Genomic DNA, 26,621 nt, shown 5'->3' with positions numbered 1-26,621 from the left:
CTTGCATGCAGGGGAATTAGCCATAATGGGAGAAGTCTTCCAAGCTAGGGAAGTGCACAGATGAAGGAGGTGGGGATATGCACGATCAATCTTTCGGGCTCGTGAATACGCAGGTGAAGGACCGGCTCAAGGTCCGCATCTATGACAGCCGCGAAGCGATGGGAATGGCGGCGGCGGCCGATATCCGCGCTGCGATGCAGGAATTGCTGGCCGCAAAGGAACGTATCCGGATGGTGTTCGCCGCGGCTCCTTCCCAGAATGAATGCCTGGAGGAGCTGGTCCGTTCCGAGGGGCTGGACTGGAGCCGGGTGACGGCCTTTCATATGGATGAATATATCGGGCTTCCGCAAGCTGCACCGCAGCGGTTCGGCACCTTTTTGTCCGAGAAGCTGTTTGACCGGGTTTCCCCCGGAGCCGTGCATCTGCTCGACGGCTTGAATGATCCGGATACGGAGTGTCAGCGGTATGGCCGCCTCCTGGCTGAAGCGCCGATCGATATCGTGGTTCTCGGCATCGGCGAGAATGGGCATATTGCCTTTAATGATCCGCCGGTTGCCGATTTTGACGATCCGGCGCTCGTGAAGCCTGTCGAGCTGGACGAAGCATGCCGCCTGCAGCAGGTGAATGACGGCTGCTTTGCCAGCCTGGATGATGTCCCCAAGCGGGCGCTTACGCTGACGATACCGGCGCTTATGTCGGGGACGCAGCTGTTTTGCATCGTTCCTGGAGCAAGAAAGCGGCACGCCGTGGGGAGAACGTTAACCGGTGATATTAGCGAGGCTTGCCCGGCCAGTATTCTAAGGCGTCATCCGGACTGCACGCTGTATCTTGACCGGGACGCCTATGGGGAAGGTCTCCATGACTAGTAAGGCGCTTGTCCGCGAAGGCCTTCATTACGCAACCGGCGAACGGATTCGAATTACCATAAGTAGCGAAGGTCGCATTACAGAGATATTTACAGAAGATGGCGTTGGCCGAATAGAAGAGATGTCTGCAGACGGCATAGACAGCAAAATTTCAGGGGCGGCGTCAGCTGAAGCTGGCAGCGATGGCGGCGAGGCTTTGGCCACCTACGGCGAGCATTCGGTTCGCGGCGGCGACGGAGAGGTTTGGATCGCGCCGGGACTGATCGACCTTCAGTTGAACGGCGGGTACGGGATTGACCTTAACTCGCTCCCGCTGACAAGCGAATCCGTCATTCGGCTGACGTGCCGTTTGTGGGAGACGGGGGTAACGACGTATTACCCGACCGTCATTACGAACGGCGACCGGGAGATCGAAGAGCTTGTAAGCGCCATCGATCAAGCCTGCCGGGAGGATGCGCTGACAGGGAAGAGCATCGGCGGAATTCATCTGGAGGGCCCTTTCCTTTCGCCGGAGGAAGGGCCGCGCGGAGCCCATGATGAACGGTATATCAGGCCGCCCGATTGGGAACTGCTGCAGCGGTGGCAGGATGCCTCCGGCTCCCGGATTCGCATCCTGACCCTGTCGCCGGAGTGGCCGGAAGCACCGGAGATGATCCGCCGCTGCGTGCAGAGCGGCATCATCGTTTCCATCGGGCATACGGCGGCTACGCCGGAGCAGATTCGCCAGGCGGCACTGGCCGGAGCAAGCATGTCCACCCACTTTGGCAACGGCGCGCATCTGACGCTGCCGCGGCACCCGAATTATCTGTGGGAGCAGCTGGCATTGGATGAGCTGTGGTGCGGCTTCATAGCCGACGGTTATCATGTGCCGGATTCGGTCATTAAGGTGCTTCTCCGGGCCAAAGCGGGCAAAGCGCTGCTGGTCAGCGATGCCGTCTATTTAAGCGGCATGGCACCCGGAAGCTACCGAACGCATATCGGCGGCGAGGTGGTGCTGACCCCCGAAGGAAGGCTCCATCTGGCACGAAAGCCCGAGCTGCTCGCAGGCTCGGCGATGATGCTGGCCGATGCCGTCGAGCGGCTTGCTGCATCGGGGCTATGCTCTTTTGCTGAAGCCTGGGACATGGCTTCCAACGCGCCGGCCCAAGCCGTCGGACGGAAGAACCTGCACGGGCTTAATGAAGGAGCGCGGGCGGATTTTGTCATGTTGGAGCGGCATGAAGGAAAGATCCGTATTGTCGAGACCGTACTTGGGGGCGTGCCGGTATATCAGGCGAGCTCCTGAAAGCCCGCTGGCGAAAGCCGCCGTTCCAAGCATGAATGGCCGATATTCTAATACAGGGAGCCCTTCCGGGATGGAAGGGCTCCTTGCCGTGATTAACGCTGGGATTGACTTGCAGCCTGCTCAACTGCCGTGTTGATTTGTTCATATAAATCTTCGACGTGCAGTCCCGAGATTTCATCAATGGTTTGTATATCTGTGAAATCACGCCGGAATGTAATCCGGTCCCCCTTGGCGCTCATCGTTTCCTCCACGGCTAGGGCATTATAGTCGAGATGGCTTTCCCCCTCGGTATCCAGGCGTACTTGGAACGGAACGCTTGCAGGGAACAGCACGTCCCTAAGCTGCGACTTTGTCAGGAACAGCACATAATCTTCCTCTAATCGGATTTCATCGAAATAAGGCAGCTGAATTTTAGCTTCAATTACCTGCTCCTCCAGCGGATATTGAACCACCTCATACTTTGGAATCGCAATTTGAATCTGTCCGTCCAAATCGCCTAGCAGCTGCTGCTCTACGTCAAAAGTATAAATCTCGCTAACGTAACCGGGTGCCATTTCCCAGGTCTCGACCGGCTTTATATATCGCCCCCGTACAATGTACTCGGAACGCTCAACGATGCCGGGAATATTCCCATTGACCGCATAGTCACTTTCTACATTAACCTCAAAGGTTTGCGGTTCATAGGCGGGCTGGCTGACAAAAACCAAGGTTACTAGCAGAGAAACGGAAATGGCAGCGATAAGAAGTGCAAACATCGTCTTCCTTCGACTGGATCTGCTCAAAGGCAATTCGCTCCTTAGGGTTCAGCGCGGTTACTGGATATTTCCTTTGCTAAGCTTAAATATATAAGCATCCTTAATGAAAAACAATTACAGCAATCAACGGAAAATATCATAAATAAACGAACTTTTACACTTATACACCCTGCCCATACTTCTCCGTAAGCTCTCTCAGAATATCTCTTATGCTGTCCACGAGCTCCTTGGGCTCCAGCACGACAGCCTCGTTACCCAGCCCGAGGAAAAACTTTGCGAAATAGCGCATTTCGCTTATAGGCACTTCCTGCTCGAGCCGGCCGCTTCCATCGGGATTCACGTCGATCCGGGGAACGGGGCATAATTCGGCCTCACAGCGCTGAACGCCCTCTCTCGTCAGTTCGGCAATCATTCGGACATAGACGGCTTTTTCCGCCGCGAATTCTCTCCAGTTTCCCAGATGAATATGGCGGTGATCCAGCGGTTCTACCCCGCTCTCGTCAAAGGCGGCGGAATGCATGCGGTCGCAGCGGAACAAGCGAAAGTCCCTGCGCATAAAGCAGTAAGCGGGACAGTACCAGAAGCCGTTGCTGGCATAAATGCCGACAGGCTGGATGCTTCGTGCCGACAGGCCGTGCTTGGTCTCATATTGGATGCTGACGACCCGCTGCTCCACGGCTGCATCCAGCAATACCCCCAGGAATGCCGCCTTCTGCTTCCGGGTATGGGTTAGAAAATCGACCCGGTTCTTCATCTCGTCAATCCGGTCACGCACATCGCCCGGCATGTAATAATAAAATTTCTGGAGCGCTGCGGACGACTCGGCTTCGAAGGGAAGGAACAAATAATGGCGAAGGGCGTGGCTGGCAAAAAACATCGCGACCGCTTCTTCCTCGCTAAACGCGATCGGCGGAAGGATGCGTTCTCTTAGCACTTGGTAGCCGCCATGCGGACCTACCTCCGAGTATAGCGGGACGCCAAGCTCGCTAAGCTCTTGCAGGTCCCGCAGGATCGTACGGGCCGAAACACCGAATTGGTCGGCAAGCTCCTTCACCGTAAACTTTCGCATCCGATTGACGGTCATCATCAGTTCGATCAGCCGCTTGGATTTCGACATGGGATCAGCTCCGTTTTTTTGAATGACTATGACAATAGTTGTCACTATTATAGCCTATACTTGTATCATAACCCTAGAGAGAGCAGAATGGAAAATGATACAACATAGCGCGCAGGACGCTACTGAGTAATGATAACCATAACGACCAGCGGTTTCCGGAAAAGCGATGCCACGGTTGCGCCTTCCTGTCGCTGAATCTCTTTCCATTATCATTCAAACTAAAAAGCAGGAGTGAACGCCCATGAGTCAACTGGTTGAAATGAAGCAATTGCTGTTTGAGGAGCTGGAGCATATCGTGAAAACCTCCTCCAATCTCATCATGAAAATTTCGGACAAGGATTGGGATTACCGTCCTGCCTCCAATATGCGATCGCTCCTGGAGCTCGTCCATCATCTGGTGTCGGTTCCCGGAGCCGATCTGTTGATCATGCGGGAGAAGCCTGAAGAAGAGGTGCGCCAGCTTGAAGGGGCCATCGCTGCAGACGGCGGCGACAAGGACAAGCTGATCGCATGGATGAACAAGGGGCTGGCCGACTTGAAATCGTATATGGACGGCCTGTCGGATGATGACTTTTTGCATAAAAAGACGACGCCATTCTACTTGGAGCACGGCTCGGCACAAGCCAAATGGCTGATCGAGGTCGTGACGCATGTCCAGCATCACCGGGCTCAAATGTTCAATTACCTCAAAGCCCAAGGCTATGAAGTGAGCATGTTTGATTTGTATTAATTACACAGCAGCTGTGAAGATGATCTTGGGACACCGTCCATAGGTTCGGGCGGTGTTCTTTTGCATTGGTTCAGACCGGGGAGGTAACAAAAATCCCTCAGAATCCGGCATGCGTCACGCTCTTAACCGGACTCTAAGGGATTTCGTGTTGGAATAAGGATATACAAAAATGCCGATTTCTTTTACTCGTCCTGCGACGAAGCTTTGGATGAAGCGCTCGATCTCAGATATTGGGGCGGATTCACGTCATCGATCAACAATATGCCGTCGTATTGATCCCGGGCGATCAGGCTCTCGGGAATCATGCCCCAGCTGTACGCGAAGCGGGGTTCAAACATCCAGGAGTTTCCGGATTCATGGCTGCGATAGCGAAGATCCATGAAGGTATATGGAGCTCCCGATGCCGCTAGAATCGATTCGACCGATCCAGGCTCCGGCGGCAGCACGCCATGGACGGCACCCGTATTGTCGGCGGTTTTGCCGCTGGCCGGATAAAGACCGATTACATAGCTGTATTTTTTCACCTCGTCCGACAGCATCTCGCCCATCAGTTTAACCGGGTACGGGGAGCCCATCACTTCGGTCTGGGCCTTGCGGATGTGATCGTTATGTCCCCAGACGATGAATTTTTCCGTAGGATATGCCTCGGTGGCAAGCCACATGAGATTATCGTGCATTGCCTGATCCCGCCATTCCATCGTTTTCAGGAAAGGCATATAGTCCCCTTTTTCCAAGGCGGCGGTGGATTCAATGGACAGCTCCACATATTCCTCCGCTACCCGGATTCGGTCGCCTAAAGCTCTCTCCAGAAGGAGGGAAAGCTTCGGATTGTCCGGGTAGAGCTGCTTGATATGGGCCTGATTCGCCTCGGTTTTCAATGCTTCCTGAGCTTCCTTGTACACGCTGATCAGATGTTTTTTCTCTTTGCGGTATGCGGCTGCGTCCGAAGCTACCGAATAGTCGGACAGCTTTTTGTCGGCTTCCGCAAGCCGCTTCGCGAGAGCTTTATCCTTCAGCCATCCTCCGTCAAGGAGGGGGAAATGGAGCTGCATGTCGAACCCGGTCAGAACAAGCGGTTGTTCGCTGTTATGCGACGCTTTGATGTAATCGAACAACGGCAGCGTTTCTTTGGACCACCAGACGCCGAAAATCGAATCTTTCATCGTCTGCTCGGCGCTGCGGCCGCTGACTTTTCCGTATGCGATGGAGGCAGGAGCCAGCCCGCTCTCGAATGCCAATACGTTGTATCCCATCTCCTGATGGAGGAATTGGATCAAGCGCGTCTTGGCGAGATTGAATTCGGCTACGCCGTGGGAGCTCTCACCAAGGAACACGAAACGTTTGTCATGCAGGAGCGGCTTCAGCATTTCCAGATCTTGAAACGAGTCCGGCTTGCCGTCCGAGCCAACCGGCTGAATCGTATCAAGCTTATAAGCATGATCCGCAGCCCAGGCCTCCCATTCGGCAATTTTCTCTTCATGGGTTCGGGCTGGCCGGATTTCCGTCACCTTCCCCTGAATGGTGTCAGGGGCGGCTGCTTGAGCGCTCCCCGCATAAGACGCTGTGCCTCCAAGCAGGACAGTCGCCAGCATTAGCGCGGTAAAAGCTTTTCTTGTCTTATGTAGTGTCATTTCGAAAGAGTTCACTCCTTGGTCTTTGGTTTATTCAAGTCGTTCATTCGGTCGACGGTTCAAAGGGCAGAAGCACGGCAGTTTACGGCTTTAATAGACGCGGCATCCCCTCCTTTCAAAAGTCATGAATGTCTTGACGAATGTACGGGTTTCCCCATAACTCATTCATCCCAGAACAGGTCGTCCAGCGTACGGGACAGCGCCTTGCATATGGCAATGCAGAGGCTGAGTGAAGGGTTGTATTTGCCGAGCTCGATCAATCCGATCGTTTGTCTCGATACCCCGACGATCCGGGCCAATTCTTCCTGCGAGAGATCCTTTTCCACCCGGGCCATTTTCAGCTTGATATTTTTCATGCAAAATCACCTTGTCTCCCTTCTTATGAGTCCAGTTGGTCATTTTGCGATATTTTTCGGCTCACTCGATTCGCGAAATGGTGAATGGCCGTCATCGTTCCGGCAAACAGCGGGATGTAGAAGATTAGCGAAAACAGGAATACGGAAAGGAAATACTTCCAAGCGGTCTGACTGCTGCCATCCCCATATACGACGGCGCTTCGTATCCCTAAGATGAGGGCAAGGATCAAGCCGATGGCCAGTCCGGAAATCGCCGTGCGCCGGCTAAACGACATTTTGTTGCGCTGGTCATGTACCTCCACCTCATCGGAGTATATCCCCATCGCCACGCTTCGGATGCTAAAGTACAAGCTGCCTCCCAGGATGACCAGCATTTCGGTCAGAACGGATCCGCGGTCCGGTAAAAACCAGGTTTTGATTACGGCCGAAACGCTGCAGATCAGCATGATCAGAATATAGGCCTCTTTATAAATGCTGTTTTTCAGGTTGACGATACGTTCGTCATCGACTGCTTTCTTTTTAAACCAATTCATTTGTGTACGGCTCCTTTCTAGTAAAAGACAAGTTCGTGCGTTTATTACTTATCCGTATTCTACAGCTATGGATGTCATTATGCAATATATATATGTCATTTTGTTAAAAATAATAATCATGCATGAGCTTGTATAACGATTTCATCATGATAGCAGAAGCGGAGCCCTCATTTTTTGATCCGTTTTGCTAATTTGTTGTTTAGATTCTATCCGCTCTCCAATTGTGATAGAATTGGCAATAGGGCAATTTTGTCCTATTTAAATTAAGGGAGGCTTCGTTATGATCTATTACATTCGGTTGCGATAATCAGAGGTGCAGATTTAGAGATAGGCCCGGTCCAATTTTTTGAAAATTATGGGACAAGGGTTTATTTTGCTGCACCTTTATTCATCGACTAATCGAATGGAAAGGGTGGAAACGAAATGTCCCGTTATAATTCAGAGGAGGTATTAACCAAAGCAAGTTTGGTTGCTTCCCAAGAGCAGCTGTTTCGCTGTCCGATCTGCAAAAGTTCGATGCGCGTCAACCGGCTGTCCAGCCTGGACTGCAGCAACGGCCATTGCTTCGATATTTCGAAGCATGGATATGTCAATTTGCTGCCGCGTCCTTCGAAGAGCAAGTATGATAAATCATTGTTTGTTTCGCGCAGCATGATCAGTAACAGCGGTTTCTTCGATCCGCTGATCGAATATGTATGTGATCTATTGATCCGCAGGCGGGAATCGCATTCCGAGATTCAGACTTTACTGGATGCCGGGTGCGGCGAAGGCTCCCACCTTCGGTCAATTATTAGCAATTTGGAGGAAAGGCCTGGCCGCAAGCGCTATTTAGGAACCGGTATCGATATTGCCAAAGAAGGGATCCTGCTGGCTTCCAAGGCTTCGCCGGACCTGGTATGGTGCGTAGCCGATCTGGCGCACAGCCCGTTTGCTGACCGTCAGTTTGATGCTATCGTGAATATATTGTCGCCTTCCAACTATGCTGAGTTCGGAAGATTGCTGAAGGAAGATGGCGTGCTGATTAAGGTCATTCCAGGGAAGTCGTATTTGCAGGAGCTTCGTGAGCTGTTATATGGCAGGAAGAGCAGGGAGCGCGATTCGAGCGGCCATACGATCGAGCTGTTCAGCCGTTACTTTGAGCTCATCGAAACCAAAGAAATTCGGTACCGCAAGAGACTGAGCCCCGAGGAGAGCTCTCTTCTGGTACAGATGACGCCATTGGCATGGGGTGCTTCCCCGGAGTTGAAAATGTCGGATAACCTTCCGAGGGAACTGGAAGTCACGGTGGATTTCACCGTGCTCTACGGCAAACCAAAGCCTGTTCCCGCTGCTGAAGAGAGCGTGTGAACAAGCACATTGTAGGGAATATAAACCAGTTTTGCCCCCGTTGCTAAAACGGCAAGGATTTGGCGATAATGAAAGTCGATACGTACATTGAAAAAAGGTAGGTGGGTCCACCATGACACTGCGTTTGAATCCATACATTATCCTGGATGGAAATGCGAAGGAAGCGATCCGTTTTTATGAGCAGGTACTGGGAGCCGAGACCGTGATGATTCAGACATTTGGCGAAATGCCGGCAAACCCTGATTTTCCGCTGCCTGAAAGCGCCAAGGACCGCATATCCCATGCACTGCTGAAGGTGGGCGGCAGCGAGCTCATGTTCTCGGACACGTTCCCGGGCCAGCCCGTACAATCGAGCAATCAGGTTCAGATTTGCATCATCTCGCAATCGGCAGATCATTCGAAGCGAATTTTTGAAGCTTTGCAGGAAGGCGGGAAGGTTGGCATGCCGCTGCAGGAAACGTTCTGGAGCCCGGCATATGGCATATTGACGGACAAGTACGGGGTGACATGGAATATTTCCACGGAATCCTGATTTCCGCAACAAGCATGACGAAGACCCCTTGGCGGTAAGCCAAGGGGTCTTCGTTCGTTTTTCATATCAATTGGGAATCAAGTTAGAAGGAAGGTGCTTTACGCACGCGACCCGTCCCACCTATTTTTCGACCGGTCAAGCGATTCAGGCTGCTGCTAATCAAAGATGGTTAGTTGTAACTAGCTTGCTTCCGATTCATTACTAAAGGACCATAGGACGAAGGATCGGGATGATGGGATCTTAAATGAAGGGAAGACCGTGCCGAACGAAAGGGAGAAGCTGTGTCCTGATGAGGAAAATAGACAGCTCGATATGTCCTTGTCCGAGAAAGCGGTTTCCATGCATCCTAGTCTGAAAGTCAGTGGGTCGTCATGCCTATTGGAAGGCAACTTTCGATTAAGGTACAATAGCCTTTGGTATATATTAGGAAAAGAGGCGATTGTGATGAGATTCATGCGGAAATGGCTGCTCATGGTCTGCGGCCTTTTGCTTGCAGTCTCCAGCATGATGCCGCTGACGGCGCATGCGGCGGACCAGAAATGGATTAATCAGGTATGGAATGATTACAAAGCGTACAATAAGAAAACCGTAAATGCTTATAACAATTACCAGAAGCAAATTGATAAGCAATATAAGCAGTTCTATGATGCTTCCCATGCGTCCTTGGATCAATTGGAGAAGACGCTGCTGGACGATCAGAAGCTATGGAACGAGAAGCTGGAGGCGGATCTCGAGCAGTTGAAGGCGAAGTATGAGGGAAATCGGGATATCCAGGATAAGCTTCGTGAGTATGCCCGGGAGATCAATCCCACCTCGATGAGAAGTTCAATGTGGAAGTATGTCTCGGAGGCGAAACGACATTATATGAGCAGCACATTGTGGAAGCTGGATAAGGAAATGAGCGATACTTATCTGAACAGCATGATGTGGACCTACAAAAAAACGATTACTCCGACCTATTTGAACAGCGCGGCATGGAAAATGTCGAAAAATGTCAATGAAAATTATTTGAATAGTCCGATGTGGAAGCTGAAAAACGGCTCCAACGCGCATTATCTGAATAGCCCGATATGGAAGTATAAAAAAGGACAGATCAGCAAGTCAGCCGCCAAGAGCCAGTACAGCAAGCTGTTTAAGACACAGACTGCTGCCCTGTCCAAGAGCAACGCAGCTCTGAAGCAGCAGATTACGGCTATGGCAAGCGGCACGGAGAAGAAGCTCGGCGAGCTGTATGCGGATTCGGTGAAATCCTTGGAAGCTCAGCGGGAAGAGACGCTGAGCCGAATTTCGAAGCTCCGTGCCGAAATTACGGGTGAGGGCTTTACTTGGGAGCCGCTGCTGATTAAAGAATAACAAGCGTCGAAACATGATCATCCTATAGTAAACGTATAGCCGCTTCCGGCGAGACTGTTAGACAGTCCTTCCGGAGCGGCTTTATTTTATTTTTATCGATTTATCAAAAGGGCCGCTTATAGGCGAAACCACACGTTCATTCATGGGGCCGAATGAATGCTGGTGATGGCCTTTAGTCCTCCCCCCTCATACGTCCCAAGTCATATTTTTTATGAAAATGAAAACAAGAAAATGCAGGATATACTTTGACTTGCAAGCATTTCTCGAATAGTATTATGAATGTAACCTAACAAAAACTAACACAAATAACACGCATAACACACATGGGTTGGTACGGTTCTACAAATATGCTTAAGTAGGTTGATACGATGAAATCAAAAGTAACCATTCAAGAAATTGCGGATTTTACGGGCGTGTCCAAATTTGCGGTGTCCCGTGCGCTATCCGGCAAGTCGGGCGTCAGCCCGCAGACAAGGGAAATGATACTGAAGGCTGCCGGGCAGCTGGGGTATTTCAAGGATCAGCCCGGACATACGGCCGGTCGTTCCGAGCTTCAGGATCCGGAAAACCGTAAATGGGCAGGGGCTGTTCTCGTCCTCTTCCCTAACGTGCGGTACCAAAATCGGGAGTCTCTGTACTGGGGGCCTGTCTTCGACGGGATCTCTACCCGTTTAAATCAACGGGGCCTGGACATTCTGACACTGACCGAGCCGTCTAATGACCATATGTTCTCGCTGTTGAACCCGCAGGGCCTGCTCGGGATTGTCACCGTAGGCTCCGTGTCGACGCAAAATTTGATGGATATCAAAAAATTGAACATTCCCGTCGTTATGGTGGATCATATGGACCCGGCATTTCAGTCGGATACGGTGTTCACCGACAATTTGTACGGCATGCGGCAAATGATGACCAAGCTGGTGAGCCGGGGATACAAGAAGTACCAGTTCATTGGCAACATAAGCGATGCGCCGAGTTTTTACGAGCGGTATCTTGGGTTCACATCCGTGCTGGCCGATTACAAAATCGAGCATCGTCAAATCCCCGAGCTGATCAGTCCCGAGATTGACCAGGATCTGGCAGCAACGTTGAGCAAGGCTTTAGCAGGTCAAGAGCTGCCGGAGGTGTTCGTATGCAATAACGACATCACGGCAATGTTTGCGATGGATATTTTGAAGCAGCGAGGAATCGAGGTTCCGGGGGATGTACAATTCACCGGATTCGACAATACTTATGATCAGCTGCCCATTCTGGCTACGGTCAATATCGACAAGGAATTGCTCGGAATGAGGGCTGTAGATCAATTGTTGTGGCGGATTACGAACCCGGATTCCGGTTACGAGAGGATCCTGATCCAGGCTGACGTCATCGTCAGGGATCTTCAGCAGCCTTCCCGGGGAGAGACCGATTAGATTATAGCTCCATGGGGTGTATACGCATGGCTCCGATGCGGATTGAAGCATCGGGGCCTTTTTATATTCATAACAAACAAATAACATTTTAGGGGAATGGATGGTGGGAAATCAAGTAGGCGGAAAAGATGTCGATTCCTTGTGTTTAAAGGGGTTTTAAGGCGATGACGACATTTTCCAACATACAAAATGAGTTGATTATTAATAACTAGAATAGATTATCATCTAAAAATATTAGGTTTGTTGTTATTTACAAAATAATAAATATTGACGACTAGAAAAACTGATGTTATATTTTTTGGCAAACATAGATAACGGAATGGAGGGGGCATACCGAGGTTCAAGATGTTCCGTTTATCCAGAACCATTGCATCCGGGAACGACATCAAGTTAAATCGTGCTTTAACAAATAAGGGAGGTTTTTTAAAGTGAGAAAAATGAAAGGGCTTTCTTTATTGCTTATCTGCTTGATGTTTGTCATCACTGCCTGCAGCGGCGGAGGCGGCGCCCAGACGGAAGCTCCGAAGACCGAGCCCGCACCGGCTACGGAACAGGCGGGAAGCGAAACGCCGAAGGAAGAAGAGCCGGCGCAGCCGGCGGCCGAGCCGGTTGACCTGGGCGGCCGAGTGATCAAGGTTGCCGCCTGGTGGGACCTGACGCCGGCGGGCAATACGGCCGACGAGAAGGCGCGCCTAGAGAAGATCGCCGAGGTCGAGAAGAAGTACAATGTCAAAATCGAGTTCGTTAACGTGCCCTTCGAGGAATATATGAACAAGTTTACGACGAGCGTGCTGGCCGGCGAGCCGTTTGCCGATATCGTGCAGCTGGAGTACAAGTCGGCTTTGCCTGCGATCATGAAAGGTCAGCTCCTGCCGATCAGCGAATTTACGACCGATCAGAACAACATAAACAATGAGGCGAATCTGCAGATGAAATACCCTGCCATCGGCGGCGGCGAATACGGGTTCGACAACCCGATCTCCCTCGGGCTTGGGCTGCATTATAACCGCGAGCTGTTCAAGAAGCACGGTCTTCCGGATCTTCAGGAGCTGCATGCCAAGGGCGAATGGAACTGGGATAAGTTCATGGAGATTGCCAAACAGGCAACGAAGGATACGAACAATGACGGCAAGACGGACGTGTGGGGCTTCTCGGGCTGGGCAATCGACGCCGTGAAGCATTTCACCGCAGCCAACGGCGGGAAAATCGTCGACGATGCGAACGGCAAAGAAGGCTTGTCCGATCCGAAAACGCTGGAGGCCGCCGAATTCGTTAACCGTCTCTACAACGTCGAGAAGGTGGTCAAGGTGAAGAGCGGCAACAAGACGAACTGGGAAGAAACGAACACGTTCAAGGACGGAGATGTCGCCATGTTCCCGGCTGCGGAATGGATGCTGGGCGACGTGACCTTCGAAGTCGGCATCGTACCGATTCCGAACGGACCGCAAGGCTCGCCGGAGGCGACCTACGCGAATACGGCCGCTTCCGCGAAGTTCATTCCGAAGGGCGTCGAAGATCCGGTCATCGTCTATCAAATCTATGAAGAAACGTTCGACATCCAATCGACGGAGGAATATCCGGGGCAGGACTACCTGGAGGGCATTTACACCAATCAGGAAGATATCGACATGATCCGCGAGCATATTGCGGGAACCGGCGTAATTACGGTTGACGAAGCGTATACGGATTATCCGACGGGTGCATTCATCGAGGACATTATCGTAAACAACCAATCCGTGACGGCGACAGCTGAAAAATACAAGCAGCAGGCGCAGGCCGCCGTCGACAAAATGGGCAAATAAGACGGATGGACGGGGGGCGAAGAGCGGCAGCCTAAGCCTCCCTTCTCCTGATAAGGGGGATGAACATTGACACGCCAATTGCAGCTGAAAAAATGGATGGGCAGACTCCTGATCCTTTTGTTGATCGTCGCGGCCCTGATGCTGTTCTTCAACCGGGGCAAGGATGATCCCGGCGAAATGCTGATCGGTGCTCCGGCGGAATGGAAGCTTGAACGTCCGGCCTCTTTGATACAGACCGGCGCTCAGGCCGGCAAAGCGATGCCCTACGTTCAGTATTTGTCGAAATATGAAGGTAGCGGTCGACCGGGACAAGAAATCATCATCCCCGCTTCCGAGTACAGCCGTTCAGAAGGCGGAGAATTCCGGAAGCTCGACCATTATGAAGGCAGGCCCGGCACATCGCTCTACACCGGCGAGAAGGGCGAGGTGGAGTGGAAGCTCCGAGTGCAGGAAGAGGGACTATACAATCTGTCCGTGCTGTACTACCCAGTAGAGGGAAAAAGCTCCTCGATCGAGCGCTCGCTTCGGATCGATGGCAGCATTCCTTTTCAGGAAGCCGCTTATTTACAGTTCGACCGGATTTGGGGCAATGCGAAAGACAGTGTGGACCGGGACAATCAGGGCAATGACCTTAGGCCAAGGCAAATAGAGCACCCCGCGTGGATCGAGGCGGTATTGAAAGATGCGGACGGCTATGAAACCGAGCCGTTTCTATTCTACTTCACGGAGGGCGAGCATACGATCTCGCTTACCGCCGCCAGGGAGCCGATGGTGATCCGGGAGCTGAGGCTGCTTCAGCAGCCGGAACCGCTTCCTTACTCCGAAGCGAGAGCCAAATACGAAGCCGAGGGAACACCGCAAACCGAGGGAATCCTGCTTGAGATCCAAGCGGAAGCGGCAACGGCCAAATCCTCCCCGACGCTGTATCCGCTGAGCGAGCGCGCAAGTCCGAGCGTGCGCCCGTACAGCGCATCCGAGGTACGGATCAATACGATCGGCGGCTTTAACTGGCGACTGCCGGGTCAGTGGATCGAGTGGGAGCTGGACGTGCCGGAAACGGGGCTGTACAAAATCGCCTTCAAATCCCAGCAAAATTTCGTAAGAGGGATATATTCCACGCGGAAGCTGACGATTGACGGGAAAGTGCCATTTGATGAGATGAATCGTATTCCGTTCCGCTTCAAGAACGGGTACCGGATGGATGTGCTTGGCGGCGAGGAGCCGTACCTGTTCCATCTTACACGTGGAAAGCATGTGCTGCGCCTTGAAGCGAGCCTCGGCGAATTCGCTCCGCTGATTCACGAAGTGGAGGACAGCTTGCTAAATCTGAATGCGATGTACCGCAAAATTTTAATGATCACCGGCACCAATCCGGATGAGTTCCGGGATTATCGGGTGGAGCAGCGCATTCCTGAGCTGATTGAGACTTTGCAGTTTGAAAGCGACAGATTGAAAGCGATCGCTGCCCGTTTGGTAGAGCTGTCGGGACAGTCCGGCGATCAGGAGGCGCTGCTGAAGACCATGGCGTTGCAGCTCGATGAGATGATTGCCAAGCCCGACACGATTCCGCGCCGGCTGGAGGCATACAAGACCAACACCGGAGGCCTCGGTACATGGCTGCAGCAGGCCAGGGAGCAGCCGCTTGAGCTCGATGCCTTATATGTCGCTTCTCCTGACGCCAAGCTGCCGAAGAGCGGAATGGGGGCAGGAGATAAAGTAAAGCACGAGCTGAATACCTTTGCCAGCTCCTTCTTCATCGATTACAACAACATCGGCAATGTGACGGATGGGAAGAATCAGCGTTCGATTACCGTATGGATCGGCAGCGGCCGGGATCAGGCGAATACGGTAAAGGCCATGATTGACGAGACCTTTACGCCCGAGACAGGGATCAGCGTCAATCTGAAGCTGGTCAACATGGGTACGCTCCTGCCCGCAACGCTGTCCGGTCAAGGATCGGATGTTGCCATGCAAATCGGCAACGACCTGCCGGTGAACTTCGCGATGCGCAATTCGGCGGCGGATCTGACGCAGTTTGCAGATTTCGATGCCGTTGCGGGCCGGTTCCGGGACAGCGCGCTGGTACCGTATCAATACCGCGGGGGCGTATACGCCCTGCCGGAGACGCAGACGTTCAACATGATGTTCTACCGGAAGGATGTGCTCGAGGAGCTTGGGCTGGAGGTGCCGGAAACGTGGGACGAAGTGGCAAGCATGCTGGCCGTGCTGAACAAGAACCATATGCAGTTCGGGCTTCCCGTCGTTGCGCAGGCGCCCGACCAGTGGACCACGCTGCCGCCAAACTCCATGTTTGCGGCCCTGCTCATGCAATCGGGGGGACAGTTCTACCGCAACCATGACCGGGAGTCGGATCTGGATTCGAAACCCGCGCTCGAAGCCTTTAAGCGATGGACCGAGTACTACACCGACTACAAGCTTGAGCGGGAGTATGATTTTGCGAACCGCTTCCGTACCGGTCAGATGCCGATCGGCATTTCCGATTACACGACGTATAATCAGCTGTCCGTCTTTGCACCGGAGATTCGCGGCGTATGGGGATTTGCCCCGATTCCCGGAACCGTACGAGAGGATGGAACGATTGACCGGACCGTACCGAGCGGAGGCAGCGCAGTCCTGATGCTCGAAGATGCGAAGGATAAGGAGGCCGCCTGGGAATTCCTCAAATGGTGGACCAGCGACATGACGCAGACGAACTTCGGGCGGGAGATGGAAGGATTGATGGGGGCCGCCGCGCGTTATCCGACAGCAAATATCAAGGCGCTGGACAGCCTGCCTTGGCCCGTGGCCGATTATGAAAATTTAAAAGCCCAGTTTGAATGGGTTCGGGGAATTCCGGAGGTGCCGGGAGGCTACTCCACGGGAAGACATCTGTTCAACGCGTTCTACCGTGCGGTGATCAGCGGTGTCGAGCCGCGGGAGGCTCTGATGGATTCTGTTCAGTATATTCATGATGAAATTCGAACCAAGCAAGAAGAATTCGGCGTGCCGGAGGGATAGGGGGGAATCCAAAATGCATAATGCCGGGCTTCAAGACCCTGAGACGGCGATGCCCGCCGCGGTTCGCCCCGTCAAGCCGCAAACCTGGCGGAGCCGGAAGCTGGCGGAAATCAAGGCCAGCAAGCATTCGTATATTTTGCTTGCACCATACATGATCCTGTTTACGTTGTTTACCGTGCTTCCGGTCGTCATTTCCATGATCCTCAGCTTCACGTACTTTAACATGCTGGAGTTTCCGCGGTTCGTCGGATGGGATAATTACACACGGCTGTTTCTCGAAGACGATATTTTTCTGATCGCACTTAAAAATACGCTTCTATTCGCTGCGATCACCGGGCCGATCAGCTATTTGGCATGCTTCCTGTTCGCTTGGGTCATCAATGAGCTCGGACCGAGGATGCGGGCCTTCATGACGCTGATCTTCTATGCGCCTTCCATCTCGGGGAACGTCTACTTCATCTGGCTTATGATTTTCTCGGGAGACCGCTACGGCATCATGAACGGGATGCTGATCAAGCTCGGGATCATCCTGGAGCCGATTCAATGGCTGAAGACGGAAGCCTTCATCATGCCGATCATCATTCTCGTGCAGCTGTGGCTAAGCCTGGGAACCGGATTCCTGGCCTTCATTGCCGGCCTGCAAACCGTTGACAAGACCTTGTACGAGGCCGGCGCGGTTGACGGGGTCCGCAACCGGTGGCAGGAGCTGTGGTATATTACGCTGCCGTCGATGCGGCCGCAGCTAATGTTCGGCGCGGTGATTCAGCTTACGACCTCTTTTGCCGTCGCCGACGTCTCCATTGCGCTTGCCGGATTCCCGAGCGTGAACTATGCGGCGGAGACGATCGTCACGCATCTGATCGATTTCGGCACGACCCGGTTCGAGATGGGGTTTGCTTCCGCGATTGCCACGGTGCTGTTCATCCTGATGGTCGGCACCAATCTGATCGTTCAAAAACTGCTGCGCAAGGTAGGTGAGTAGCACTCGTGAAAGCTGTATATGAACTGCCGAAGAAACGAAGCGGCCGCCTTCTAAGCCTATCGCTCAAGCGGCGCAGGAAGCGGGTAAACCGTTCTTTCATGGGCACCTTCTCCCTGTTTGCGCTCTTGGCGGTGTTCGGCGCCTTCATGGCGCTGCCGCTCGTGTACGCGATCAACAATGCGTTCAAGCCGCTGGACGAGATCTTCATGTTCCCGCCCACGCTGTTTGTCCGCAACCCGACATGGAACAACTTCTCCGATCTGATCAATCTGCTCGGACAATCGTGGGTGCCTTTCTCCCGATATATCTTCAATACCGTGTTCATCACCGGGATCGGCATCGTCGGGCATGTCATTCTGGCCTCGGCTGCGGCTTATCCGCTCGCGAAGCATCGATTCCCCGGGAAGACGTTTCTGTTTCAGGTCGTCGTACTGTCCCTCATGTTCACGCCGGTGGTGACGGCGACGCCGAACTACATGATTCTGTCGTGGCTTGGCATGATCGATACGTATTGGGCGGTCATTATTCCGGCATTCGCTTATTCGCTCGGCCTGTATCTAATGAAGCAGTTTATGGAGCAGATTCCCGATGCCCTGCTGGAAGCCGCGAAGATCGACGGGGCCAGCGAGTACCGGATATTCTGGTCGATCGTCATGCCGAACGTGAAGCCTGCCTGGCTGACGCTCATTATCCTGCTTTTTCAAATTTTGTGGGGGACCGACGGCAACGGCTTCATTTACAGCGAGCAGCTGAAGACGCTGCATTACGCGTCCAATCAGATTATTCTCGGCGGCATTTCCCGGGCCGGCGCAGGCGCCGCCGTGGCGGTCATCCTGATGAGCGTGCCGATCGTGCTCTTCCTGTTCTCGCAGAGCCGGATTATCGAGACGATGGCTACCTCCGGGATGAAGGATTAGGGGGGATAACATGTCAGCGAAACGATGGCTCATTTCGCTTGCGGCGGTCTCCCTGCTGACCGTCCTGATTCCGGGAACAGCCGCCGCCAGCGCTCCATACGAGAGCTATAACTACAATTATTGGGAGGAAGCAACGCCGGCTCCGGCACCGTATCTTCCGGTTCGCTCGGTTACGGGAACGGAGCTTGGGATCGGCGAATTCGCGGATCCCGGCGATATGCACGTGTCCGGCTCCGGCCATGTTTATGTGCTGGACAGCGGCAACGGGCGGATCGTCTGCCTGGACGACAGCTGGAAGGTGGTCCGCGTGATCGATTCCTTCATCCGGGAAGGGAAGGAGGAGACCTTCGCGAATCCATCCGGCATTTTTACGGACGATAAGGAACAGATTTATGTTGCGGATACGGATAACCAGCGGATCGTGGTGCTAAGCGCTGAAGGCAAGCTGATCCGGGTCATTGAGCAGCCGCAGTCCGACGTTCTGCCGCAAGGCTTTCAATTTATTCCGCTGAAGGTGACCGTGGACCAGGCGAACCGAGTGTTCGTTGTTGCCCGCGGGGTTTACGAAGGCATCATGCAATTCGAGGAGGATGGGACGTTCCTCGGCTATGTCGGCACGATCAAAGTGAAGCGCGATTACGGGGATTATTTCTGGAGGCTCATTTCGACCGATGCGCAGAAAGCGCAGATGCGGCTGTTTATACCGACGGAATTCTCCAATCTGGATATTGACCGTAAAGGATTCGTCTACGCCACGAACATCGACGTCGGATCGAAGGAGCCGATCAAGCGCCTGAATCCTTCAGGGGAAGATGTGCTTAAGCGGTTCGGTTATTTCCCGGTGGCCGGCGATATTTACTACCGGCGAGCCGTCGGCCCGTCGAAATTCGTGGATATCAAGGTGCTGGGCGACGGGATGTACAGCGCGCTGGATTCCACGCAGGGACGTATTTTCACATACGATGATACGGGCAATTTGCTCTATGTGTATGGCGGAATCGGCAACCAGTTAGGAGTATTCAAGACGCCCGCGGCAGTCGAAATGCTCGGGGAGCATCAGCTGGTGCTCGATCGAGGCAAGGGAAGCATCGTGGTGTTTGAACCGACGGCATTCGGACAGAACGTCAATCAAGCGGTTCGCCATCATTACCGCGGGGACGATGTGGAAGCGCAGGCTTATTGGGAGCGGGTGCTCCAGCTTAACGCCAATTACGACATCGCGTACATCGGGATCGGGAAAGCGAAGCTTATGAAGGGGGAGAACAAGGAAGCCCTGCATTACTTCGAGATGGGGATGGACCGCAAAAATTACTCCGTCGCCTTCAAACGATACCGCCGTGAAGTAATGAAGGAGCATTTCGGCACCTTCTTGTCGGCAGCGACAGGCGCCGTGCTGCTGTATGCCGTATATCGGACGGTTCGACATCGAAACAAGAGGAGGGTGAAGGAGGCATGAGGCAGGAGTATTTTAAATTCCCTCTGCATTTGATCGTTCATCCCTTTGACGGATACTGGGATCTGAAGTATGAGAACCGCGGACGACTCGGCGTGGCGTTCTCCGTGCTGGCCCTTGTCGTCATCGCGAGCATCGTGCAGCGGCAGTATGCCGGGTTCCTCGTAAACTTCAACGATCCCCGGAGGCTCAACAGCTTCGATGAGCTGCTGTATATCGTGCTCCCGTTCTTTCTATGGTGCGTGTCAAATTGGTCGGTGACCACGCTGATGGGCGGGGAGGGAAAGTTCAAGGAAATCGTGCTCGCCAGCGCCTATGCGCTCATTCCGATGGTGCTGATTAACCCGCCGATGACGCTTGCAAGCCGGTTCATGGTTCAGGAGGAGACCGTGTTCTATTATCTCCTCACCATGGTCGCGACGATCTGGTTCATCGGGCTGCTCTTCGTCGGATCCATGACGATCCATCAATACTCGGCGGGCAAGACCGTTCTGACGATGTTCCTCAGCGTCATCGTGATGCTTATCATCGTGTTTCTTGGAACGCTTGTCTTCAGCATGATGCAGCAGATCTACACGTTCCTCGTGAACGTCTACCGCGAGATCATATTTAGACAGTAAAGGAGGCCTTAAGCCGTGAAATCAAGAAAATGGCTCTACACGGTGCTTGCATGTGTCGTCATCGCCGGCATTGCAACGGGCTTTCTGATCGGCGCGAACCGGGGCGCGCCGGCGGTGGACGTTGCTGCTTATGCTGCAGGAGCCTCGGAGCCGGCGCCGGGGAAGGAGCTTACCGTTCTGCCGGACCGGACCGAGGGCGTACCAGGCATGAGCCTGGTCGCAGAGACGGCCGGGCTTGGCCTGTACTACCATCCGGAGACGACCGAAATCGCGATTCGGGACAAACGAAGCGGCCGCATATGGTACAGCAACCCGGCGGACCGGGCGGAGGATCCGATCGCATCGCCGTTCGAGAAGGAGGCTCTGTCCTCGCAGCTGACGGTGACGTTCCGCGATTCGATCGGCACGCTCGAAACGTATCCGAACTACACATGGAGCGTAACGAACGGGAATTTCCAAGCCGAAAGCATTGAGAACGGCATCAGGGTTACATACACTCTGGGCGATGTGTCGCTGGGCATCGATGCCCTGCCGAAATATATTACGCCCGATCGGCTGCAGGAGAAAGTGCTCAGCAAGCTGGATGCCACGTTGGCTAAATACGTGCAGGCCCGCTACTACCCGATGAAGGATAACCCCGCCGTGCTGGAGCGCCTGGACGAACAGATCAAGAAAGAGCTGGTCCTGAAAAAAATGCTGGGGGCGTTCGAGCAGGCCGGATACACCGCAGATGATCTGGCCATCGACAATGCGTCCGGGGGTGGGGAGGCGGCAAGCGCAGATTCAAAGCCGCGGTTCACCATTCCGATCGAATATCGCCTCGACGAGGATTCCCTGATGGTGTCGGTGCCGCTTGGCCAGGTAACCGAAAGCGAGACCTACCGGCTGCGCAGCCTGGAGCTCCTCCGCTATTTCGGGGCGGCTGGTACGAAGGAGCAGGGGTATATGCTCGTTCCGGACGGCAGCGGCAGCCTGATTATGCTGAATAACGGCAAGGTGAAGGAAGAGCAATACGTGCAGCGGATATACGGCACCGATCCGAACCATAACAGCGAAAGCCGGGGACAGGTTGCCGATCCGGCCCGCATGCCCGTATTCGGAATGAAGAGCGGAGACGGCGCATGGCTTGCCATCATTGAGGAAGGGGATGCCGTCGCGAGCGTGTCGGCCGATATCAGCGGCAAGCAGAACTCGTACAATCATGTGTTCAGCAGCTTTGCCGTCCGGGGCGAGGATATGCTGGAGCTGTACACCGGAAGCACGGTTCAGGAAATCCAGCTGCTGAGCGACAAAATGTACGACGGCCATCTCTCCGTCAGGTACAGCTTCTTATCCGGCGGGGATGCGACTTACTCGGGAATGGCTCGCTTATACCAGCAGCGGCTGGTTAAGGAAAACAAACTGACGCCGCTGGCGGAAAGCGATTCGCTTCCGTTCTATCTCGACATGCTCGGCAGCGTGGATAAGCAGCGATCCTTCCTCGGCGTGCCGTATCATGCCGTCGTCTCCATGACGACATTTGACCAGGCAGGGGAAATTGCCGGTAAGCTTATGAAGGATGGGGTATCGAATTTGCGCATGCGCTATCTCGGCTGGTTCGGCAAAGGCGTTCATCATAAGCCGCCGGTCAACGCCAAGACGGACGGGGCCGTCGGCAGCGTCTCGGAGCTGAAGGAGCTGGCGGCGGAGCTGCAGGCCGCAGGCGGCGGATTGTACCCGGATGTTGCGTTCCAGCATGTTTACCGGGACGATGGTTCCTTTACGCCGGCATCGGATGCCGCCAGGTTCGTCACCAGGGAAACGGCGGAGCTGCATCCTTACGACCGCAACATGAACCGGATGGATTCGTATTACGGCACCTACTATCTTATGTCCCCGGCGAAGCTTCCGCATTACGTGAGCCGGTTTGCGGATTCCTACGGCCGTTACGGCATCGCTTCATTATCCTTGCGGGATCTGGGCGATGTTCTGAGCTCCGACTACCGGGTACAGCGGGTCGTATTCCGGGAGACGGCCAAGCTGATCGCCCAAGATCAGCTGGAGCGGCTGCGGGAGGCGAGCCCGGATCTGATGGTATCGGGCGGCAATGCATACAGCTGGCCGTACGCGAAGCATCTGATCGATGTTCCGGCGGCAAGCAGCAAATTTGGCCTTACCGATGCCGAGGTGCCCTTTTACCAGATGGTCATTCACGGCTACATCGATTATGCGGCGGGCGCGTTCAATATCGGCAACGAGCAGAATCCCCGCAAGCAGCTGCTCCAGTCGCTGGAGATGGGCTCGGCTCCTCGCTATCTGTGGTCCTACGAGAAGAGCTCGGAGCTGAAATACACGCGGTTCGACGAGATGTATGCAGCCGATTACCGGGATTGGTACGAGGAGGCCGTTGCCCTGTACAACGAGCTGAACGAGGTGCTCGCTCCGGTCCGAACCGAGCGGATGGTCGAGCACACGCAGCATGCGGATGGCGTGGTCGAAGTGAAGTATGAGAGCGGCATGTCGATTCTGATCAATTATACCGACAAGCCGGCCTCGGTTCGCAGCATTACGGTGGAGCCGCAATCCTATGCAGTAGGTGGTGACCGGGCATGAAATTAAGACTGTCCTTAACGCAAAAAAGATCCATGCTCGGCCTGCTGTTCATTGCACCATGGCTCATCGGCTTTGTCTTTCTGTTCGCCGGGCCGCTGCTTCAGTCCATTCTGTTCAGCTTCAGCAAGCTGGTCATTTCCCCGGGAGGGTATGAGCTGGAGGCTGTCGGCTGGCAGAACTTCAAGGATGCGCTGTTCGTGGACGCTAACTTCAACCGGATTTTGACGGAATCCATTCTGGGGACGGTCGTGGATGTGCCTTTAATCCTGTTCTTCAGCCTGTTCTCCGCAGTCCTGCTCAATCAGAAATTCAGGGGCCGGGCGCTGGCAAGGGCGATCTTCTTCCTGCCGGTCATTCTGGCCTCCGGAGCGATTTCTGCTGCCGAAACATCAGGGCTCATCAACCTGGTCGGAAACGCGTCCGTGGCGGAGGAGCTCGGCACGGCATCCGGACAGTTTAACGTGCTCTCCATGGTGCGGATCTTGACGGAAGCCGGATTCCCGATCACGATCACCGATTACATCGTCGAGGCCGTCATGCGGATCTATGACATCATCAGCAGCTCCGGCGTTCAGATTCTGATCTTTCTGGCGGCGCTGCAGGCCGTGCCGAGCTCGATGTACGAAGTGGCCAAGATCGAAGGCGCAACCGCTTATGAATCATTCTGGAAAATTACGTTCCCGATGGTGAGCCCGCTTATCCTGACCAACATGATCTACACCATCATCGACTCGTTTACGGACAGCACGGTAACCCGAACGATCTATGAGACGGCCTTCAAGACGCAAAATTTCGGACTCAGCGCGGCGATGGCCTGGCTGTACACGATCGTGGTGAGCCTGCTTCTGGTCATCATGGGCATCATCGTGTCCAGAAGAACCTTTTACCAAAACTAAGGCTGTCACATTTACGATCGGAACAAGGAACGGGAGGAAGGGAGGAGCAACGCATGGCAATTATTCGGGATCCGTCGAAAGAATCGGTTCAGGCACGCATGAACCAATCGGTTAAGGCGCGCGTGAACCAATCGGCTCAGGCACGCATGAACCGGATCAGGAACAAGACGCTGCCGATCCTATGGTCGGTATTCCGTTATCTGCTGATCATCGGCATCACCTTTATCATTATTTATCCGATCATCTCCAAATTCTCGGTTGCGTTCAAGGATAAGCAGGACATTTATAATCCGACGATTTACATGATTCCGGTACATTTCACGCTGGATAATTTCAAAATCGTGCTGGACCTGCTTGATTATTGGCCGCTGCTGCTCAATACGATGATCTATGTGTTTATTACGATGCTGCTTACGACAATGTCGACGGCGCTTGCGGGCTATGGATTTGCACGGTTCACCTTTCCGGGGAGCAATCTGTTGTTCGCGCTGGTCGTTCTGACGATCCTGATACCGATGAGCACGCTGATGGTGCCGATGTATTTGCACTTCCGAAGCTTTGACGTGCTCGGGCTGGTCCGGCTGTTCAGCGGCCAGGAAGGAATCAATCTGCTCAACAGCTACTGGCCGTCCATCATTACGTCGGCTACGGCGACCGGGCTGAAAGCCGGGCTGTTCGTATATATTTTCCGCCAGTTCTTCCGCGGCTTGCCGAAGGAGATTGAGGAGGCGGCGCTGATCGACGGAGCGGGCGGGCTCAAGACCTTTTTCGCGATTATGCTGCCGAATGCGATTCCGCCGCTCATTACAGTCACGCTGTTTTCGTTCGTATGGCAGTATAACGACACGTTCTATACCTCGCTCTTCATGAGCGAAGGGGCGCTCATGCCGCTGAAGATCGCCTCGCTGCCCGCTGATGCGAATCAGTTCCTGCCGTCCATCATGGGGCTCGGCTCGTCGGCCAAGGCGGATCCGAACTATGTGGCCTTGGTGGTGGACACCGGCATTTTGCTGGCGATTTTGCCGCTCATCGCCCTGTATCTGTTCGTGCAGCGCCATTTCGTGGAAAGCGTAGAGCGTACGGGGGTTGTAGGCTAAGCGTGAAAAGATGGAGCATATCAGAGTCGTAGGCTAAGCGCGGCAAGATGGAGCGTCCGGAGTAGTAGGCTGCCCATGAAAAGCATGGGGTATGGGCTTTGTGGACTAAGCGTGATGTTGTGCAAAGAGTGGCATGAAATTAAGGGTGTGCGCGGAAAGCGGATAATTGAGGGCCGGTAGCTACTGCCAAGAATTGTCCCATAACGACAGGTCAGGAGAGAAGACAATGGCGAAAGCTAATACTTCCCGATTCGAGGTTGCGCCCGAGTTGATTAATCCAAGGGCCTCCGAGGGCGCGAAGCGATTGATGCGTTATTTGTGCAGCATTTACGGAAAGCGGATGCTGACCGGACAGCAGATCGGCGTCGTATCGACGCCTGAATTCGAGATGATTCACAGGGTAACGGGAAAGTACCCTGCGGTTGGCGGCTTCGACTTCATGAATTACTCGCCGTCCAGGGTGGAACGCGGTGCTGAATGCCGCGACACCGATCTTGCAATCGATTGGTGGAACCGCGGCGGGATCGTCACCTTCTGCTGGCATTGGAATGCCCCGAAGGATCTGATTGATCTGCCGCCGGACCGCACATGGGGGAGCGGGTTTTATACGAAAGCCACAACCTTCGACGTTCAGCGGGCGATGTCGGATCAGGACTCGGAGGAATACCGCCTGCTTATCCGCGATATCGATGCAATCTCCGATCAGCTGAAACGGCTGCAGGACGAAGGGGTGCCGGTGCTGTGGAGGCCGCTGCATGAGGCGTCGGGCGGATGGTTCTGGTGGGGAGCGAAAGGGCCGGAGCCCTGCATCGCTTTATGGAAGCTGATGTACGAGCGGATGACCCATGTTCACGGGCTGAACAACCTGATCTGGGTATGGAACGGCCAGCATAAGGACTGGTATCCCGGGGATGCGTACGTCGATATCATCGGCGAAGATATTTATCCGCCCGCTCAGGATTACGGCTCCCAAGCGGAGCGATTCCGCATGGCGGAGTCGTATACAGCTGCGAGGAAGATTATCGCGTTGACCGAGAACGGGGTCGTCCCCGATCCAGACCGGATGCTTGCGGATGACTGCCCTTGGGCATGGAACTGCACCTGGTACGGAAGTTTTGTTTTCACCGGGGAAGGAGACGAGCGTGTCTATTCCGAAGAATATACGGATGCGGAGCAGCTCGTGAAGACCTATGCGCATCCCTTTACGGTTACGCTGGATGAGCTTCCGAATTTGAAGGACTAGGGAAAGATTGGGCGGAGGCGATTTTGGCGCTGCCCATCGAATGCTAAAAAAGGATTTTGAATCTATGTGTGTTATGGTGCAGCAATG

The 26,621-nt window shown here is 53.9% G+C and carries 22 protein-coding genes; 17 read left to right on the top strand and 5 right to left on the bottom strand.

Annotation, left to right across the window (positions count from 1 at the left end):
- Positions 1 to 77 precede the first annotated feature (77 nt).
- Both MKX76_RS16690 and MKX76_RS16685 read left to right on the top strand, forming a co-directional pair.
- Complete coding sequence (locus MKX76_RS16690; protein ID WP_251536695.1) at positions 78 to 866, top strand: glucosamine-6-phosphate deaminase; 789 nt, start codon at positions 78 to 80, stop codon at positions 864 to 866.
- Entirely contained in the window at positions 859 to 2,151 is a 1,293-nt protein-coding gene (locus MKX76_RS16685) for an N-acetylglucosamine-6-phosphate deacetylase (RefSeq protein ID WP_341034241.1), read from the top strand. Before MKX76_RS16690 ends, MKX76_RS16685 begins: the two co-directional genes overlap by 8 nt.
- 92 nt (positions 2,152 to 2,243) lie before the next feature.
- Here the strand turns inward: MKX76_RS16685 and MKX76_RS16680 are convergent, their stop codons facing one another.
- A complete protein-coding gene (locus tag MKX76_RS16680; protein ID WP_341034240.1) occupies positions 2,244 to 2,933 on the bottom strand; it encodes a hypothetical protein in 690 nt (229 codons plus the stop codon).
- Positions 2,934 to 3,066: 133 nt separating this feature from the next.
- Entirely contained in the window at positions 3,067 to 4,023 is a 957-nt protein-coding gene (locus MKX76_RS16675; RefSeq protein ID WP_341034239.1) for a helix-turn-helix transcriptional regulator, read from the bottom strand.
- Positions 4,024 to 4,264: 241 nt separating this feature from the next.
- Here MKX76_RS16675 and MKX76_RS16670 point away from each other — a divergent pair, with 241 nt between their 5' ends.
- Complete coding sequence (locus tag MKX76_RS16670) at positions 4,265 to 4,753, top strand: DinB family protein (RefSeq protein WP_341034237.1); 489 nt, start codon at positions 4,265 to 4,267, stop codon at positions 4,751 to 4,753.
- 182 nt (positions 4,754 to 4,935) lie between these two features.
- Here MKX76_RS16670 and MKX76_RS16665 read toward each other — a convergent pair whose 3' ends face one another.
- The 3 genes from MKX76_RS16665 to MKX76_RS16655 all read right to left on the bottom strand — a co-directional run bounded on the left by MKX76_RS16665 (position 4,936) and on the right by MKX76_RS16655 (position 7,273).
- Positions 4,936 to 6,384, bottom strand: a complete 1,449-nt coding sequence (locus MKX76_RS16665; protein ID WP_341034236.1) for an erythromycin esterase family protein — start codon at positions 6,382 to 6,384, stop codon at positions 4,936 to 4,938.
- Between the two features lie 161 nt (positions 6,385 to 6,545).
- Positions 6,546 to 6,740, bottom strand: coding sequence for a helix-turn-helix transcriptional regulator (locus MKX76_RS16660; protein ID WP_007131544.1), 195 nt, complete (start codon positions 6,738 to 6,740; stop codon positions 6,546 to 6,548).
- Positions 6,741 to 6,763: 23 nt separating this feature from the next.
- Entirely contained in the window at positions 6,764 to 7,273 is a 510-nt protein-coding gene (locus tag MKX76_RS16655) for a DUF6773 family protein (RefSeq protein WP_007131545.1), read from the bottom strand.
- A gap of 423 nt (positions 7,274 to 7,696) precedes the next feature.
- Here MKX76_RS16655 and MKX76_RS16650 point away from each other — a divergent pair, with 423 nt between their 5' ends.
- The 14 genes from MKX76_RS16650 (at position 7,697) to MKX76_RS16585 (ending at position 26,534) form a co-directional block, all read left to right on the top strand.
- Positions 7,697 to 8,620: a putative RNA methyltransferase gene (locus MKX76_RS16650; protein ID WP_341034234.1), complete on the top strand. Its 924-nt coding sequence runs from the start codon at positions 7,697 to 7,699 to the stop codon at positions 8,618 to 8,620.
- 112 nt (positions 8,621 to 8,732) lie between these two features.
- Positions 8,733 to 9,152, top strand: a complete 420-nt coding sequence (locus MKX76_RS16645; protein ID WP_007131547.1) for a VOC family protein — start codon at positions 8,733 to 8,735, stop codon at positions 9,150 to 9,152.
- Positions 9,153 to 9,596: 444 nt separating this feature from the next.
- On the top strand, positions 9,597 to 10,505 hold the full coding sequence (locus MKX76_RS16640; RefSeq protein WP_028405814.1) for a hypothetical protein: 909 nt from the start codon (positions 9,597 to 9,599) through the stop codon (positions 10,503 to 10,505).
- Positions 10,506 to 10,873: 368 nt separating this feature from the next.
- On the top strand, positions 10,874 to 11,914 hold the full coding sequence (locus MKX76_RS16635) for a LacI family DNA-binding transcriptional regulator (RefSeq protein ID WP_007131550.1): 1,041 nt from the start codon (positions 10,874 to 10,876) through the stop codon (positions 11,912 to 11,914).
- Between the two features lie 428 nt (positions 11,915 to 12,342).
- Positions 12,343 to 13,716 carry an ABC transporter substrate-binding protein gene (locus MKX76_RS16630; RefSeq protein WP_341034233.1) on the top strand — a complete coding sequence of 458 codons (1,374 nt, stop codon included), beginning with the start codon at positions 12,343 to 12,345 and terminating at the stop codon, positions 13,714 to 13,716.
- Positions 13,717 to 13,782: 66 nt separating this feature from the next.
- On the top strand, positions 13,783 to 16,734 hold the full coding sequence (locus MKX76_RS16625) for an extracellular solute-binding protein (RefSeq protein ID WP_341034232.1): 2,952 nt from the start codon (positions 13,783 to 13,785) through the stop codon (positions 16,732 to 16,734).
- 13 nt (positions 16,735 to 16,747) lie between these two features.
- Positions 16,748 to 17,716, top strand: a complete 969-nt coding sequence (locus MKX76_RS16620; protein ID WP_007131553.1) for a carbohydrate ABC transporter permease — start codon at positions 16,748 to 16,750, stop codon at positions 17,714 to 17,716.
- Positions 17,717 to 17,721: 5 nt separating this feature from the next.
- Positions 17,722 to 18,633, top strand: coding sequence for a carbohydrate ABC transporter permease (locus MKX76_RS16615; RefSeq protein ID WP_007131554.1), 912 nt, complete (start codon positions 17,722 to 17,724; stop codon positions 18,631 to 18,633).
- A 10-nt stretch (positions 18,634 to 18,643) separates the two neighbouring features.
- A complete protein-coding gene (locus MKX76_RS16610; RefSeq protein WP_007131555.1) occupies positions 18,644 to 20,089 on the top strand; it encodes a hypothetical protein in 1,446 nt (481 codons plus the stop codon).
- Positions 20,086 to 20,706, top strand: a complete 621-nt coding sequence (locus tag MKX76_RS16605; RefSeq protein WP_007131556.1) for a Yip1 family protein — start codon at positions 20,086 to 20,088, stop codon at positions 20,704 to 20,706. Before MKX76_RS16610 ends, MKX76_RS16605 begins: the two co-directional genes overlap by 4 nt.
- A gap of 15 nt (positions 20,707 to 20,721) precedes the next feature.
- Entirely contained in the window at positions 20,722 to 23,298 is a 2,577-nt protein-coding gene (locus MKX76_RS16600; RefSeq protein WP_007131557.1) for a DUF5696 domain-containing protein, read from the top strand.
- Positions 23,295 to 24,194 (top strand): carbohydrate ABC transporter permease, encoded by a 900-nt coding sequence (locus MKX76_RS16595; protein ID WP_007131558.1) that lies wholly within the window; start codon positions 23,295 to 23,297, stop codon positions 24,192 to 24,194. The genes MKX76_RS16600 and MKX76_RS16595 overlap by 4 nt, the downstream gene beginning before the upstream one ends.
- Before the next feature lie 98 nt (positions 24,195 to 24,292).
- Positions 24,293 to 25,291, top strand: a complete 999-nt coding sequence (locus tag MKX76_RS16590; RefSeq protein ID WP_040739841.1) for a carbohydrate ABC transporter permease — start codon at positions 24,293 to 24,295, stop codon at positions 25,289 to 25,291.
- Between the two features lie 226 nt (positions 25,292 to 25,517).
- Entirely contained in the window at positions 25,518 to 26,534 is a 1,017-nt protein-coding gene (locus tag MKX76_RS16585; protein ID WP_007131560.1) for a glycosyl hydrolase, read from the top strand.
- Positions 26,535 to 26,621 lie beyond the last annotated feature (87 nt).

The sequence above is a fragment of the Paenibacillus sp. FSL R5-0810 genome (assembly GCF_038002285.1).
Classification (GTDB): domain Bacteria; phylum Bacillota; class Bacilli; order Paenibacillales; family Paenibacillaceae; genus Paenibacillus_AQ; species Paenibacillus_AQ lactis.
This window is presented reverse-complemented; position numbering and strand designations above follow the sequence as displayed.

What these genes read in the sequence shown, in the direction of transcription:
- MKX76_RS16640 (WP_028405814.1), top strand. Translation starts at nt 9,597, where the DNA reads ATGAGATTCATGCGGAAATGGCTGCTCATGGTCTGCGGCCTTTTGCTT.
- MKX76_RS16610 (WP_007131555.1), top strand. Translation starts at nt 18,644, where the DNA reads ATGTCAGCGAAACGATGGCTCATTTCGCTTGCGGCGGTCTCCCTGCTG.
- MKX76_RS16670 (WP_341034237.1), top strand. Translation starts at nt 4,265, where the DNA reads ATGAGTCAACTGGTTGAAATGAAGCAATTGCTGTTTGAGGAGCTGGAG.
- MKX76_RS16635 (WP_007131550.1), top strand. Translation starts at nt 10,874, where the DNA reads ATGAAATCAAAAGTAACCATTCAAGAAATTGCGGATTTTACGGGCGTG.
- MKX76_RS16660 (WP_007131544.1), bottom strand. Translation starts at nt 6,740, where the DNA reads ATGAAAAATATCAAGCTGAAAATGGCCCGGGTGGAAAAGGATCTCTCG.
- MKX76_RS16655 (WP_007131545.1), bottom strand. Translation starts at nt 7,273, where the DNA reads ATGAATTGGTTTAAAAAGAAAGCAGTCGATGACGAACGTATCGTCAAC.
- MKX76_RS16690 (WP_251536695.1), top strand. Translation starts at nt 78, where the DNA reads ATGCACGATCAATCTTTCGGGCTCGTGAATACGCAGGTGAAGGACCGG.
- MKX76_RS16605 (WP_007131556.1), top strand. Translation starts at nt 20,086, where the DNA reads ATGAGGCAGGAGTATTTTAAATTCCCTCTGCATTTGATCGTTCATCCC.
- MKX76_RS16685 (WP_341034241.1), top strand. Translation starts at nt 859, where the DNA reads ATGACTAGTAAGGCGCTTGTCCGCGAAGGCCTTCATTACGCAACCGGC.
- MKX76_RS16585 (WP_007131560.1), top strand. Translation starts at nt 25,518, where the DNA reads ATGGCGAAAGCTAATACTTCCCGATTCGAGGTTGCGCCCGAGTTGATT.
- MKX76_RS16590 (WP_040739841.1), top strand. Translation starts at nt 24,293, where the DNA reads ATGAACCAATCGGTTAAGGCGCGCGTGAACCAATCGGCTCAGGCACGC.
- MKX76_RS16620 (WP_007131553.1), top strand. Translation starts at nt 16,748, where the DNA reads ATGCATAATGCCGGGCTTCAAGACCCTGAGACGGCGATGCCCGCCGCG.
- MKX76_RS16675 (WP_341034239.1), bottom strand. Translation starts at nt 4,023, where the DNA reads ATGTCGAAATCCAAGCGGCTGATCGAACTGATGATGACCGTCAATCGG.
- MKX76_RS16650 (WP_341034234.1), top strand. Translation starts at nt 7,697, where the DNA reads ATGTCCCGTTATAATTCAGAGGAGGTATTAACCAAAGCAAGTTTGGTT.
- MKX76_RS16645 (WP_007131547.1), top strand. Translation starts at nt 8,733, where the DNA reads ATGACACTGCGTTTGAATCCATACATTATCCTGGATGGAAATGCGAAG.
- MKX76_RS16665 (WP_341034236.1), bottom strand. Translation starts at nt 6,384, where the DNA reads ATGACACTACATAAGACAAGAAAAGCTTTTACCGCGCTAATGCTGGCG.
- MKX76_RS16595 (WP_007131558.1), top strand. Translation starts at nt 23,295, where the DNA reads ATGAAATTAAGACTGTCCTTAACGCAAAAAAGATCCATGCTCGGCCTG.